The sequence below is a fragment of the Streptomyces sp. NPDC059785 genome, assembly GCF_042732375.1.
Classification (GTDB): domain Bacteria; phylum Actinomycetota; class Actinomycetes; order Streptomycetales; family Streptomycetaceae; genus Streptomyces.
Genome location: NZ_JBHWHV010000022.1, coordinates 86,196 through 100,276, shown reverse-complemented (window position 1 = coordinate 100,276; position 14,081 = coordinate 86,196). Strand labels below are relative to the sequence as shown.

Sequence of the window (14,081 nt, the reverse complement as noted above, 5' to 3'; positions counted from 1 at the left end):
ACCCCGTCGCCCCCCGACCTGTGACGGGCCCCGTCGGCGCCGTGTCCGGCCGCACGTCAGAGGCTTGGGCACACCGTAACGGCTGATGTGCCGATCTGTGGATGTGTTGTGCCGAGTTATGAAGAAACGATGCGGCGGTCGCCGGGGTCCCGCCGGTCGGGACCGCCGGGCCCGCACCTCGGACGTCCGGCCCGGGCGCCGTAGACTCGCCGGGTGACCGCGACCGCAACCTCCGTGGACGACCAGGAACAGTCCGACCGCCCGGCGCCGCGCGTATCGCGCGGCACCGCGCGGGCGCGGCAGCTGCTCCCGGCCGTCGCCGCGGCGCTCTCCGGAGCGCTGCTGTACGTCAGCTTCCCGCCGCGCACCCTGTGGTGGCTGGCGCTCCCGGCCTTCGCGGTCTTCGCCTGGTCGCTGCGCGGACGCACCTTCAAAGCGGCGCTCGGCCTCGGCTACCTGTTCGGCCTCGGCTTCCTGCTGCCGCTCCTGGTGTGGACGGGCGTGGAGGTCGGCTCGGGGCCCTGGCTCGCGCTCGTCGCCGTCGAGGCCGTGTTCGTCGCGCTGGTCGGCGCGGGCGTCGCGGCCGTGTCCCGGCTGCCCGCCTGGCCGGTGTGGGCCGCGGCCGTGTGGACGCTCGGCGAGGCGGTACGCGCGCGCGTGCCGTTCGGCGGCTTCCCCTGGGGCAAGGTCGCCTTCGGGCAGGCCGACGGGGTCTTCCTGCCGCTGGCCGCGGTGGGCGGCACCCCGGTGCTCGGCTTCGCCGTCGTGCTGTGCGGCTTCGGCCTGTACGAGGTCGTCCGGCAGGCCGCCGAGGGCCGCCGCACCCGGGTCGTACGGCGGGGCGCCGCCATCGCCGCGCTGCTGAGCGTCGGCGTCCCCCTGGGCGGGGCGTTCGCGGCCCGCTTTCTGGTCAGCGACGAGGCCGAGACCGGTACGGCGACCGTGGCGGTGATCCAGGGCAACGTGCCGCGCGCGGGCCTCGGCTTCAACGCCCAGCGCCGGGCCGTCCTCGACTACCACGCGCGCGAGACCGAGCGGCTGGCCGCCGAGGTGAAGGCCGGGAAGGTGGCCCGCCCGGACTTCGTGCTGTGGCCCGAGAACTCCTCCGACATCGACCCCTTCGCCAACCCCGACGCGCGCGCGGTCATCGACAGGGCGGCCAAGGCGATCGGCGTACCGATCTCGGTGGGCGGAGTCGTCGAGCGCGACGGCAAGCTCTACAACGAGCAGATCCTGTGGGACCCGGAGAAGGGCGCCGTCGACACCTACGACAAGCGCCAGGTCCAGCCCTTCGGCGAGTACCTGCCGCTGCGCTCGCTCCTCGGCGCGATCAACGACGACTGGACGACCATGGTGGCCCAGGACTTCAGCCGGGGCACCAAGGCGGGCGTGTTCACCATGGCGGGTGTCAAGGTCGGACTCGCCACCTGCTACGAGGCCGCGTTCGACTGGGCGGTGCGCGACACGGTCACCGACGGCGCGCAGCTGATCTCCGTGCCGAGCAACAACGCGACCTTCGACCGCAGCGAGATGACCTACCAGCAGCTCGCCATGTCCCGCGTCCGCGCGGTCGAGCACAGCCGCACCGTCACGGTGCCCGTGACCAGCGGGGTCAGCGCCGTGATCATGCCGGACGGGACGATCACGCAGAAGACCGGGATGTTCGTGGCGGACTCGCTGGTGCAGAAGGTGCCGCTGCGCTCCTCGCAGACGCCCGCCACCCGCCTCGGCACGCTCCCGGAGGCGGCGCTCGTCCTGGTCGCGCTCGGCGGGCTCGGCTGGGCGACGGCGGGCGCGGTCCGCGCCCGGCGCGGGGCCGGCGACGGCCGCACGGAGTCCGCCGCCGAGTGAGTGATCAGCACCGGGTGACAAGATCTGGCCGTTAAGGTCGGTCCATGGCTATTCCTGACTTCATCCGCACCATCCGGGCTTCCGCGGGCCATCAGTTGCTCTGGCTCCCCGGAGTCACCGCCCTCGTCTTCGACGACGAGGGCCGGGTGCTGCTGGGCCGGCGCACCGACACCCGCAAGTGGTCCGTGATCGGCGGCGTACCGGAGCCGGGTGAGCAGCCCGCGGCCTGCGCCGTGCGCGAGGTGTACGAGGAGACGGCGGTCAGCTGCGTCGTCGAGCGCGTCGTCCTTGTCCAGGCGCTGCCGCCGGTGACCTATCCGAACGACGACACCTGCCAGTACATGGACATCACCTTCCGCTGCCGGGCGGTCGGCGGCGAGGCGAAGGTCAACGACGACGAGTCGCTCGAGGTCGGCTGGTTCGACGTGGACGCCCTGCCGGAGCTCAACGAGTTCGGACGGTTCCGGATCAAGCAGGCACTGGTCGACGGGCCCACGTGGTTCGACCCTATGACCTGAGCCGGAAGTATGGGTGGCGGCCATATCGGGAGCGGTGAGGGCGCTGCCTAGGGTCGAGACATGACCGTCCCCAGCGCCCTCGCGGAACTCCACGACTACTCCCTAGACCTCGGCGGCCGCACCGCCCTCGTCACCGGTGCGGCGGGCGGCATCGGCCGCGCCTGTGCGCTGCGGCTGGCCGCCGCCGGGGCCGAGGTGAGAGCGGTCGACCGGGACGCCGGGGGCCTGGACGCGCTCGCCGAGCGGGCGGAAGGGCTGCCGGGGACGGTCCGGCCGCACCTCCTCGACCTCACCGACCTGGACGCGGCGGAACGGGCCGCGGCGGGCACCGACATTCTCGTCAACAACGCCGGACTCCAACTCGTGCGCCCCATCGAGGAGTTCCCGCCCGACGTCTTCCACACGGTGCTGACCGTCATGCTGGAGGCGCCGTTCCGCCTCGTCCGCGGAGCCCTGCCCCACATGTACGGGCAGGGCTGGGGCCGCGTCGTCAACATCTCGTCGGTGCACGGACTGCGCGCCTCACCGTTCAAATCGGCGTACGTGGCCGCGAAGCACGGGCTCGAAGGGTTCTCCAAGACCACGGCCCTGGAGGGCGCACCCCACGGAGTCACCTCGAACTGTGTGAACCCCGCCTATGTGCGCACCCCACTGGTCGAGAAACAGCTCGCCGACCAGGCGGCCGCCCACGGCATCCCCGCGGAGCGGGTGCTGACCGACGTCCTGCTGCGCGACAGCGCGGTCAAGCGGCTCATCGAGCCGGAGGAGGTCGCCGAGGCGGTGGCGTACCTGTGCGGCCCGCGGGCGTCGTTCGTCACCGGCGCCTCCCTGACCCTGGACGGCGGCTGGACCGCGCACTGATGCCGACGGATCCGGACCGCCCACCGATGGTGACGGACCTGCGTCGCGCACCGGTGAACCGGGGCCGCCGGAGTTATCCACAGGGCTGGCGGGGCCGGCCCGCCGACCGGTAATCCTGTGACCATGTCCCGCGATCACATGCGGCCGGCCGAGCCCGCCGCAGACAGTGCCGTGCCCGCCGCAGGCGGTGCCGCGTCCGCGCCCGCGTCCGTCATGGACGGTGCCGCGAACGGTGCCGAGGTGCCGTTCAGTGCCGAGGCGCCGTTCCTCGCGCTGCTGGCCAGAGGCGCGTCCGCCGAGGCGTACGAGCAGCCCGTGCTGCTGGCCCGCGCCGAGGGCCGCCCGTCCGGGAGCATCGCCGCGCTGGAGCGGGCGAAGCTGCTCGCGCTGGAGGTCCGCTCCGAGATGGAGGGGAGGCGCCGCCGCGAGGCGGAGCTGTCCGCGCTCTTCGAGACCGCGCACGACCTGGCGGGCCTGCGCGACCTGGACGCCGTGCTCCGGGCGATCGTCCAGCGGGCCCGATCGCTGCTGGGCACGGACATCGCCTACCTCAGCCTGAACGACCCGGACCACGGCGATACGTACATGCGGGTCACCGAGGGCTCGGTCGCCGCCCGCTTCCAGCAACTGCGGCTCGGCATGGGGGAGGGGCTCGGCGGACTCGTCGCGCAGACCGCCCGCCCCTACGTCACCGACGACTACTTCGCGGACGACCGCTTCCAGCACACCGGACCCATCGACCAAGCGGTGCGGGACGAAGGACTGGTCGCGATCCTCGGCGTGCCCCTCATGATCGGGCACCACGTCATCGGGGTGCTGTACGCAGCGGACCGGCGCGCCCGGGTCTTCGAGCGGGAACAGACCGCTCTGCTCGGCTCCTTCGCCGCCCTGGCCGCGGCGGCCATCGACACCGCGAACCTGCTCACCGAGACCCGCTCGGCGCTCGACCGCCTGGGCCGGGCCAACGAGATCATCCGGGACCGCAGCGCGGTCATCGAGCGCGCCTCCGACGTCCACGACCGTCTCGCCGAGCTGGTGCTGCGCGGCGGCGGGGTGCACGACGTGGCCGCGGCCGTCGCCCGGGTCCTGGCCGGCACGGTCGAGTTCACCGAGGCCGACGCCGCCCCGCGCACCGCCCTGGAGCAGTCTCGTACCGAGGGCCACGCGATGCGGCACGGCGACGACTGGATCGCCGCCGTCGCGGCCGGCGGCGAGCTGCTCGGCGCGCTGGTGCTGCGCGGCCACCCCGGGCTCGACCCCGTCGACCAGCGCACCCTGGAGCGCGCCGCGATGGTCACCTCACTGCTGCTGCTCGCCAGACGCTCGGCCGCCGAGGCCGAACAGCGGGTGCGCGGTGAGCTCCTCGACGACCTGCTCGACGCCCGCGACCGCGATCCGCGGCTGCTGCGCGACCGGGCGGCCCGGTTCGGCGCCGACCTCGACGCCACCCATGTGGTGCTCGCCGCCCGCCTCGACGGCGCCGCGGCCGACGCCGACCAGGAGGCCGCCGCCCGCAGACGCCTGTGGTCCGCCGCCTCCCACCTCGCGGGCACCCGGCGGGGCCTGGCCGCAGCCCGCGACGGCGGCACCGTACTGCTGCTGCCGCTCGGCCCCGGGGACACCGCGACCGGTCTGGCCCGGCGGACGGCCGGGCACCTGGGGACCGCCGTCCACGAGGCGGTCACCGTCGGAGCCTCCGCGCCCGTCGCGGACCTGGCGGCGGACCCGGACGCCGTGGCCGCCGGGTACGCGGAGGCGCAGCGCTGTCTCGACGCCCTGCGCCTCCTCGATCGGGCCGGGGACGGCGCCGCCGCCGAGGACTTCGGCTTCCTGGGGCTGCTGCTCGCCGGTGACCGGGACGTCCCCGGCTTCGTCGGGCGCACCATCGGCCCGGTGGTGGCGTACGACGAGCGGCGCGGCACCGACCTGCTGCGGACCGTCGATGCGTACTTCGCGTGCGGGATGAGCCCGGCGCGTACGAAGGACGAGTTGCACGTCCATGTGAACACGGTGGCGCAACGCCTCGAGCGCGTGGGCCGGCTGCTCGGCGACGACTGGCAGACCCCGGCCCGCGCGCTGGAGATACAACTGGCCCTCAGACTGCACCGGTTGGCGTCACCGCCCAGACGCTGACCGGGCACGGCGCCGGTCCCCGCACGGGCGCGCGTACGGGGACCGGTCCACGGGTCGGTGCGGACCGGATCAGACGGTGCGGGCGTCCGCCGTGGGGGAGGCGGCGGGGTCCGTTGCCGAGGAAGGGGCAGGTCAGGCGCACATGTGGTGGAGCACCATAGTTCGTGGAGCCGTTATGCGTGCTGCCGCCATGCCTCAGGACGACAAAGGGCGTGAGCGGACAAGCTCGTCCACTCACGCCTCTGTCGGAGTCGTCCGGTTCAGCCGCTCACGATCCGTTCCGCCGCTGCCACCGCGCACACGCGGGCCGCGCCGTGGGTGGCGAGGTGGAGGGCGCCGCGGGGCGAGGACTGCGGGACGCCCATTTCCACCACGACGGTGTCGGGGCGGGCGGTGAGCAGGGTGTCCAGGGCGGACCGCATCCAGGGGTGGCGGTGTTCGTCGCGGACGACCGCCACGACGCGCCGGTCCGCCGCCGCCGCGAGTGCGGTGGCGCCCGCGGCCGGGCCGCTGAAGGAGCCGGTGGCGGTGCCGGGCAGCAGCCGTTCGAGCTCCGCGCCGACGCCCCACGGCGTCTCGTCCCCGACGGCGATGTTGGCCTCCGGGCTGAACGTGGCCACGTACAGCGGCCCGGTCACCGGCGCGGCGGGGCCGGTACGGGTCACGGTGACCGCGCGGCGGGCCGCGACGAGTCCGATGCCGGGGTCGGCCGCGTCCGCCGTCCCCGCCCTCTTCGCCGCCGCGGTCCAGGCCGCCAGGTCACGGACCCGGGCGGCGGCCTCGGCGAGCCGTTCCTCGGGCAGTTCGCCGGAGCGCACGGCGGCCACGAGGGCGTCGCGCAGGCTCAGTACCGTGCCCTCGTCGTGCAGGCCGCCGCCGACGCAGATCGCGTCGGCACCGGCCGCGATGGCCAGGACGACGCCGTGCTCCAGGCCGTAGGTGCCGGAGATGGCGCGCATCTCCATGCCGTCGGTGACGATCAGGCCCTGGTAGCCGAGCTCTTCGCGCAGCAGGCCGGTCAGGATGCGGGGCGAGAGCGTCGCCGGCAGGTCCGGGTCCAGGGCGGGGACCAGGATGTGCGCGCTCATGACCGCGCGGGTGCCGGCCTCGATCGCCGCCCGGAACGGGACCAGTTCACGTGCGTACAGCGTGTCGCGGTCGACGTCGATGCGCGGGATCGCGTGGTGGGAGTCGACGCTGGTGTCGCCGTGCCCGGGGAAGTGCTTGGTGCTGGCGGCGACGCCCTGCGACTGGAGGCCCTCGACGTAGGCGGCGGTGTGCCGTGCCACCAGAGCCGTGTCCGCGCCGAAGGAGCGTACGCCGATGACCGGGTTGTCGGGGTTGGCGTTGACGTCGGCCGACGGCGCCCAGTTGAAGTTGACGCCGCAGTCGGCGAGGCGGCGGCCCAGGGCGCCGGCGACGTCCCGGGTCAGCGCGGTGTCGTCGACGGCGCCGAGGGCGTAGTTGCCCGGGAAGGCGGAGCCGGTGCGCACGTCGAGCCGGGTGACGTCGCCGCTCTCCTCGTCGATGGCCACCAGGAGGTCGTCGCGCTCCGCGTGCAGCTGGGCGGTGAGCGCGGTGACCTGCTCGGCGGTGACCACGTTGCGGCCGAACAGCGCGACGGAGGCGAGGCCCTCGCCGAGGCGGCGGCGCACCCAGTCGGGAGCGGTGGTACCGCCGAAGCCGGGCTGGAGCACGGCGAGCGCGTCGCGCGTGAGGGTGTCGGTGCCGGGGGCGAGTGTTGTCATCGGGGTCATCCCTTCACGGCGCCGTCGGTGAGGCCGCTGACGGCCTTGCGCTGCAAGAAGACGAAGAGGATCAGGATGGGGAGCGAGAACAGCGAGGAGGCGGCCATCGTGGCGCCCCAGTCGTCACCGAAGGCGGTGCGGAACTGGGAGATCCACAGCGGCAGCGTCTGCTTCTCGATGCTCTTGTTGAGGATGAGGACGAGGGGATACTCGTTCCAGGCGGTGATGAAGCCGAACAGCGAGGTGGCCATCAGACCCGGCGCGAGCAGCGGGAAGATCACCTTGACGAAGGCCTGGGTGCGGGTGCAGCCGTCGACCATCGCCGACTCCTCCAGTTCCTTGGGCACGGCGGCGACGTAGCCGCGCAGCGTCAGGATGGTGAAGGGCAGCACCATCATCATGTAGAAGAAGGTGAGCGGTACCAGGCTGTCAAGCATGTCGTTGTCGCGCACCAGCATGTAGTTCGCGATGATCATGACTTCCCAGGGCGCCATCTGCGCCAGCATGAAGACCACGAGGAAGCCGCGGCGCCCGCCGAACCGCATCCGGGCCAGCGCGAACGACGCGAAGAGCGCGACGACGAGCGACATGAGCACCGCGCACACGGTGACGGTGACCGAGTTGCCGACCAGGGTCCAGAAGTGGTCGGCGTGCACCGCCTTGTCGAAGTGCTCGAAGGTGAAGTCCGTCGGGAACCAGACCGGGTCCTCGGCGATGATGTCGCCGGTCGGCTTGAGCGCCGTGGCGAACATCCAGTAGACGGGGAACGCGAAGCCGGCGAAGAGGATGACGGCGGTCGCGTTGGGCCAGATACGGCCGAAGAGTGAGCGCTTCACAGCTCGTCCTCCTCTTGCTTGAGCACCATGCGCAGGTAGTACGAGGTGATGACGAGCAGTACCAGGATCGTCAGGAAGGAGATGGCCGCGCCCATGCCGTAGTGCTGGTTGCCCACGCCTTCGACGAACGCGTAGATCGGCAGCGTCTCGGTGAGCCGGTCGGGGCCGCCCTCGTTGAGCGCGAAGATCTGCGGGAACGCCTTGAACACCCAGATGACTTCGAGGAACGTCGTGGAGTACAGGAAGGGCCGCAGGAACGGGAACGTCACCGAACTGAAGCTCTTCCAGGTGCTGGCGCCGTCGAGGGAGGCGGCCTCGTACAACTCCTTGGGGATGGTCGTCGTGGCGGCGTAGAGGTTGATCGCGACGAACGGGATCGACTGCCAGACGATCAGCAGGGTCACCACGGAGAAGGTGGAGAACTGCGAGCCGAGCCAGTTGTAGTCGGCCATGGAGTGCCAGCCGAGCTTGTCCAGGACCCAGTTGACGACGCCGAAGCGCTGGGCGAACAGCCACTGGTAGACGGTGGTCGCCGCGATGACGGGCATGGCCCACGCGAGCACCAGGCCGAGCAGGAGCAGCAGCCGCATCTTGCCGCCGAGCCGGGCGAGCAGCAGCCCGACCAGGGTGCCGATGACCATGATCAGTACGACGTTGGCCGCGGTGAAGAACACGGTGCGCTCGACGACCCGCCAGAAGTCGGAGCCGGTCAGCGCGTCCGTGTAGTTGTCGACGCCGTTCCACTCGGTGAGGTGGAGGATGAGCTGCCGCGGGTTGAGGTTCTGGAACGACAGCATGCCGTTCTTCACCAGGGGCCAGCCGAGCAGGATCAGCGTGGCGAGCAGCGCGGGCAGCAGGAGCAGGTAGGGGGCGGCGGCGCGCCGGCCGCGTGCGGGCGTGGGCCCGGGGGACTGAGTGCGCGGGGGCGAGGGCGCCTCAGCCTTGCGGACATCGGGCTCCCCGGCCGTGTCCGTGCCTTCGGTCTGCACTGGCATTGCTTGCCGTCTCTTCCGTGACCGTACGAATCAGCGTGCCCGATGCCGGGGGCCCTTCGCGGTGCCCCCGGCCCGGGCCGTCATCAGTTCTGCTGCGCCAGGCGCTTGTTGATGTCGGCCTCGACCTGCTTGGCGGCGGCCGACGGGGTCTTTCCGTTCAGCACCGCGGTCATGTAGGCCTTGATCGGGTTGGGCGTGTTCTCCACCGCGGCCCACTGGGAGATCAGCGGGGTGGTGCCGCCCTGTTCGGCGGCCGGCGCGGCGGCCTCGGCCACGGCGTTGCCCTCGAGGTTCGACTCCAGGGACGTCTTGTTCGGGATGACGCCGTTCGCCTTGGCGAGGGCGCCCTCGAACTTGTCGGAGAGGACGAGCTCCAGGAACTCCTTGGCGAGCTCCTGCTTCTCGCTGCCCGCGGCGACAGCGAGGTTGGAACCGCCGAGGAAGACGCCCTCGGGCTTGTCGGCCGTCTCACCGGGGATGGTGAAGTAGCCGAGGTCCTTCTCGATGTCCTTGTTGGCGGCGACCGCGGTGGCGGCCTCCCAGCCCATGCCGATGAAGGCGCCGGTCTTGCCCTTGGCGAAGACCTCGGCCTGCTGCGGCGTCGCCTCGTCCTTGTCCTTGGGGGCCTTGGAGTAGGAGGCGTACTTCTTGTAGATGTTCATGGCCTCGGCGACCTTGGGGTCGCCGAGGTTGGAGACGTACTTGTCGCCGTCCTTCTTCACCAGGTCGGCGCCCTGGCCGATGATCAGGCCGTCGAAGAAGTACCAGTTCTGGCCGGGCAGGTAGATCGGCTCGGCGTCGGTCTTCTTGTCGATCGCCTCGAGGTCCTTGTAGAACTCGTCCCGGGTCTTCGGGGTGTCCTTGATGCCGGCGTCGGCCCAGACCTTCTTGTTGTAGATGACGACGCGGTTGGCGAAGTACCAGGGGGCCGCGTACTGCTTGCCCTCGTAGACGGAGGACTCGGCGACGGCAGGCGTCCAGTCGGCGCCGACCTTCTTCTTCACGTCATCCAGCTCGGCGAGACCGCCGGTGGCCGCGTACGCGGGAGTCTGGGTGTTGCCGACCTCGATGACGTCCGGCGGGTTCGACTCCGACAGGGCCGTGGTGATCTTCTGCTGGATGCCGTCCCACTTCTGGATCTCGAACTTGACCTTGGAGCCGGTCTGCTTCTCGAAGGCGGCCTGTACGTCCTTGGTCCACTCCTTCGGAGCCGAACCGTCCATGGTCCAGACCACCAGGGTCTGGCCCTCCCCAGAGCTTTCCCCGCTGTCCCCGTCGCCGCCACACGCCGCGACCGACACCATCAAGCCCGCGATACCGATCGCGGCCATCAGCTTGCGCTTCACGCCACCCCTCCTCAGGAATGCCCTCTAACCCACGCCCTCGGCGGTGACCTGATAATTACGGCGCACGACTGCCCGGGGGGCTGGAACCCGGCGGCCTCGAATGGTGTAGACCAGCACGGCGAGCTTGGCCTAGACCTATGGGCCTGTCAAGGGTCGTTCAGCGACCCGATGTCCTCCGTTACCAGATAGTCACCGGGCGGCCCCGTGGCTCTGCCGGCGCCGCTCCGTTCTGCCAACTGCCCTGATGACGGCCGTGATTGAGGAGTTGGACTAGACCAAAATGCGGAGCCGAGGCTATAACGGGACCGCCGAGCGTGCGGCGCCCCCACCTCGGCCGCGCGATGACATGAGCCGGCGACGAAGGCGGCTCGCGACGCAGCCGGCCGTGGCCGGAAAGTGCCGGTCGCAGCGGGCACCGAGCCGGGAAGGCAGGTCATGACCACCCACGTCAGCAGCGCCCAGGAGGACGGGGTGCCGGGCCGTGCCGCGCGCGTTCCGAAGTACTACCGCATCAAGAAGCGGTTGCTGGAGATGACCGAGGACCGCCCGCCCGGCGCGCCCATGCCGGCGGAGCGCTCGCTCGCCGTCGAGTTCAGCACCTCGCGCACCACCCTGCGCAAGGCCGTACAGGAACTCGTGGGCGAGGGGCGGCTCGACCGCATCCAGGGCAAGGGCACGTTCGTCGCACGGCCGAAGGTCTACCGGACCCTCCACCTGACCTCGCACACCGAGGACATGCAGGCCCAGGGACTCATGCCCACCTCGCGCATGCTGGGCGTCGGCTACATCCCCGCCGACGAGCAGCTCTCCCGGCTCCTTGAGGTGGACACGGGCCGGCGGGTGCTGCGCATCGAACGGCTGCGCCTGGCCAGCGGCGAGCCCATGGCGATCGAGACGACCCACCTGTCCGCCGAACGCTTCCCCGCGCTGCGCCGGAAGCTGGACAAGTACACCTCGCTCTACACGGCGCTCGCCGAGGAGTACGGCGTCCACCCGGCGGAGGCCGACGAGACCATCGAGACCTCGCTGGCCAACCCCTGGGAGGCCGGACTGCTCGGCACCGACGTGGGTCTGCCGATGCTGCTGCTCTCCCGGCACTCCCGGGACGCGGACGGCCGGCCGGTGGAGTGGGTCCGCTCCGTCTACCGCGGCTCGCGCTACAAGTTCCTCGCCACCCTGACGCGTCCGGCGGACTGAGCGTCCCGTGTCCATGCCGCCGGACGGCACCGTCACCGGTCAGGGCGCGCCCGGCCTCTTCTCCCGCGCCCACCGCGCCCGCACCCTCGCGGTGTCCGCGACCTTCCTGCTCGTCGCCTTCGCGGCGCTCGCCCTGGGCACCGCGATGCCGGTCGCGGTGCAGGACCTGGACGCCCTCGCGCTGTACGCGATCGCGTTCGGCGGCTACTTGAGCGCGAGTCTCGTCGGCACCGTCCTCGGCGGGAATTGGGCCGACCGCCGGGGACCGGCCGCACCGCTCTTCGCCGGGAGCCTGTGCTTCGTCGTCGGCTCGCTGCTCGCCGGGGCGGCGCCCACCGTCTGGCCGTTCCTCGCCGGGCGGTTCGCGCAGGGCCTCGGCGGCGGGGCGATGACCGTCGCCCTGTACGTCGTGGTGGGGCAGGGGTATCCGGCCGGGCTGCGGCCGCGGATGTTCTCCCTGATCACCGCCTGCTGGATCCTGCCGTCGATGATCGGCCCCGCGATCGCCGGCACGGTCACCGAACGGCTCTCCTGGCGCTGGGTCTTCTACGGCATCGCACTGCTCACCCTCGGCGCGACGGCCCTGCTGCGCCGCCCGCTGGCGGGACTGGGTGCCGGGGACGCGGCGGCGGGGCCGTCCCGGGACGGCAGCGGGGACGGGCCGTCCCGGGTCGGGGCCGGGGACGCGCCGGACGAGGCGCCCCGGAGCGGTACCGGCGACGCGCCGGACGGGCTGTCTCGGGTCGGGGCCGATGGTGGGGCGGACGAGCCATCCCAGGTCGGGGCCGATGGCGAGGCGGACAAGGCCTCCCGGGTCGGGACCGTGCCCGCCGTCGGTGTCGCCGTGGGCGCCGCGCTGCTCCAGTACGCCGGTTCCCGGCCCTCGCCGCACACGGCCGTGCTCGCCGCGCTCGGGCTGGCCGCCGTGGCGGCGGGGGTGCGCGGACTGCTGCCGCCCGGCACACTGCGGGCCCGCCGCGGCCTGCCGTCCCTGGTCCTGCTGCGCGGCGTGGCCGGGGGCGCGTACTTCGCGCTCGAGTCGTACGTGCCGCTGCTCCTGGTCAAGGGGCGTACGTGGACGCCCACCGCCGCCGGGTACTCGCTCACCGGCGCGTCGCTCGCGTGGGCCGCGGCCGCCTGGCTCCAGGGCCGGCCGACGCTGCGCATGCCGCGCGAACGCGTCATAGCGCTCGGCGCGCTGCTGCACGCCGCGGGCGCCGCGCTCGCCCTCGCCGGGGTGCTGCGCACCGCCCCCGCGGTCACGGCCCCCGCCGGCTTCGCGATCGCGGCCTTCGGCATGGGTCTGCTGCTGCCCGGCATCGGCGTCCTCACCCTGGAACAGTCGCCGCCCGGCCGGCAGGGCGCCAACACCGCCGCTCTCCAGATGGCCGACAGCCTGTGCAGTGTGCTGCTCATCGGGTTGTGCGGGGCGCTGTTCAACGTGCTGCACCGGGCCGCGGGCCCGGACACGGCCGCCTTCGCGGCGGCGTTCGCGGCGGCCCTGGCGGCCACCCTCCTCGCCTGTCCGACCGCCTCCCGCCTCACGACTCCCGTACGGGAGCACGAGTTGGCCTAGACCATTGCGGGGGGTCGGAGGTATACAGGCACGCGTGACCGCCCGACTTCCCCACCCGGAGGAGCCGCACCACATGTCCATCCAGCAACGCACCATCGTCCTCGGCACGTTGCCCTTCGGCACGACCGTCACCGAGGAGACGTCGCTGAAGATCCTCGACCGTTTCAGGGAGCTCGGCGGAACCGTCCTGGACACGGCGAACAACTACGCGTTCTGGGCCGACGGCGCCACCGGCGACGAGAGCGAACTCGTCCTCGGCAGGTGGCTGCGGGACCGCGGCGCGCGCGACGAGATGATCATCGGCACCAAGTGCGGCGCGCGGCCGTCCGTTCCCGGCGCCGGTCTTGAGGCCGCCGAGGGGCTCTCCGAGAAGACCGTCAGGGCGGCCCTCGACGACAGCCTGCGCCGCCTCGGCACCGACCACGTCGAGCTGTACTGGTCGCACATCGAGGACCGGTCGGTGCCCCTGGAGGAGACCGTGCACGCGCTCGCCGGTCTCGTCCGGGACGGCAAGGCGGGCGAGCTGGGCGTGAGCAACCACGCCGTGTGGCGCGCCGAGCGGGCCCGCGCGCTGGCCGGCGACCGGCCGCGCTACACCCACCTCCAGTACCGCTACTCCTACCTCCAGCCCCGCTTCGACCTGGCGCTGCCGTCCTCGGCCCACGTCCACGTCACCCCCGAACTCCTCGACTACGTGCGCGCCGAGGGCGACCTGCGCCTGTGGGCCTACAGCCCGCTGCTGTCCGGCGGCTACACCCGCGACGACGTGGAGATCCCCGCGGCGTACGACCACCCGGGCACGCAGCCGCGGCTCGCGGTGCTCCGCGCGATCGCCGGGGAACTGGACGCGACCGTGAACCAGGTCGTGCTCGCCTGGCTCCTCGACCACGACCCGGCGGTCCTGCCGATCGTCGGCGTCAGCGGGGTCGCCCAGGTCGAGGAGGCGATGGGCGCGCTCCAGGTGTCCCTGAGCGACGAACAGCGGCGCAGGCTGGACGAGGCCGGCCGCTGAGCCGACCC

Annotated in this window: 11 protein-coding genes; 7 read left to right on the top strand and 4 right to left on the bottom strand. The window is 72.3% G+C overall.

What is annotated here, in order from left to right; translation table 11 throughout:
- Window positions 1–213 precede the first annotated feature (213 nt).
- The 4 genes from lnt to ACFV6E_RS18685 all read left to right on the top strand — a co-directional run bounded on the left by lnt (window position 214) and on the right by ACFV6E_RS18685 (window position 5,363).
- Window positions 214–1,851: an apolipoprotein N-acyltransferase gene (gene lnt, locus ACFV6E_RS18700; protein WP_385160310.1), complete on the top strand. Its 1,638-nt coding sequence runs from the start codon at window positions 214–216 to the stop codon at window positions 1,849–1,851.
- A 44-nt stretch (window positions 1,852–1,895) separates the two neighbouring features.
- Window positions 1,896–2,369, top strand: a complete 474-nt coding sequence (locus tag ACFV6E_RS18695; RefSeq protein ID WP_385160308.1) for an NUDIX domain-containing protein — start codon at window positions 1,896–1,898, stop codon at window positions 2,367–2,369.
- Window positions 2,370–2,429: 60 nt separating this feature from the next.
- Complete coding sequence (locus ACFV6E_RS18690; protein ID WP_385160306.1) at window positions 2,430–3,230, top strand: 3-hydroxybutyrate dehydrogenase; 801 nt, start codon at window positions 2,430–2,432, stop codon at window positions 3,228–3,230.
- A gap of 123 nt (window positions 3,231–3,353) precedes the next feature.
- Window positions 3,354–5,363 (top strand): helix-turn-helix domain-containing protein, encoded by a 2,010-nt coding sequence (locus ACFV6E_RS18685; RefSeq protein ID WP_385160304.1) that lies wholly within the window; start codon window positions 3,354–3,356, stop codon window positions 5,361–5,363.
- A gap of 260 nt (window positions 5,364–5,623) precedes the next feature.
- Here ACFV6E_RS18685 and ACFV6E_RS18680 read toward each other — a convergent pair whose 3' ends face one another.
- The 4 genes from ACFV6E_RS18680 to ACFV6E_RS18665 form a co-directional block, all read right to left on the bottom strand.
- Entirely contained in the window at window positions 5,624–7,111 is a 1,488-nt protein-coding gene (locus ACFV6E_RS18680) for a glycoside hydrolase family 3 protein (RefSeq protein WP_385160302.1), read from the bottom strand.
- A gap of 5 nt (window positions 7,112–7,116) precedes the next feature.
- Window positions 7,117–7,947: a carbohydrate ABC transporter permease gene (locus tag ACFV6E_RS18675; RefSeq protein WP_385160300.1), complete on the bottom strand. Its 831-nt coding sequence runs from the start codon at window positions 7,945–7,947 to the stop codon at window positions 7,117–7,119.
- Complete coding sequence (locus ACFV6E_RS18670) at window positions 7,944–8,942, bottom strand: carbohydrate ABC transporter permease (protein WP_385160298.1); 999 nt, start codon at window positions 8,940–8,942, stop codon at window positions 7,944–7,946. Before ACFV6E_RS18670 ends, ACFV6E_RS18675 begins: the two co-directional genes overlap by 4 nt.
- A gap of 83 nt (window positions 8,943–9,025) precedes the next feature.
- Window positions 9,026–10,288 carry an extracellular solute-binding protein gene (locus ACFV6E_RS18665; RefSeq protein ID WP_385160296.1) on the bottom strand — a complete coding sequence of 421 codons (1,263 nt, stop codon included), beginning with the start codon at window positions 10,286–10,288 and terminating at the stop codon, window positions 9,026–9,028.
- Between the two features lie 435 nt (window positions 10,289–10,723).
- Here ACFV6E_RS18665 and ACFV6E_RS18660 point away from each other — a divergent pair, with 435 nt between their 5' ends.
- The 3 genes from ACFV6E_RS18660 (at window position 10,724) to ACFV6E_RS18650 (ending at window position 14,073) form a co-directional block, all read left to right on the top strand.
- The gene (locus ACFV6E_RS18660; protein WP_385160294.1) at window positions 10,724–11,485 is read left to right on the top strand and encodes a GntR family transcriptional regulator; all 762 of its coding nucleotides are present in this window, start codon (window positions 10,724–10,726) and stop codon (window positions 11,483–11,485) included.
- Between the two features lie 13 nt (window positions 11,486–11,498).
- Window positions 11,499–13,061 (top strand): MFS transporter, encoded by a 1,563-nt coding sequence (locus tag ACFV6E_RS18655; RefSeq protein ID WP_385462871.1) that lies wholly within the window; start codon window positions 11,499–11,501, stop codon window positions 13,059–13,061.
- 73 nt (window positions 13,062–13,134) lie between these two features.
- Complete coding sequence (locus tag ACFV6E_RS18650) at window positions 13,135–14,073, top strand: aldo/keto reductase (protein ID WP_385160292.1); 939 nt, start codon at window positions 13,135–13,137, stop codon at window positions 14,071–14,073.
- The last annotated feature ends 8 nt before the right edge of the window (window positions 14,074–14,081 follow it).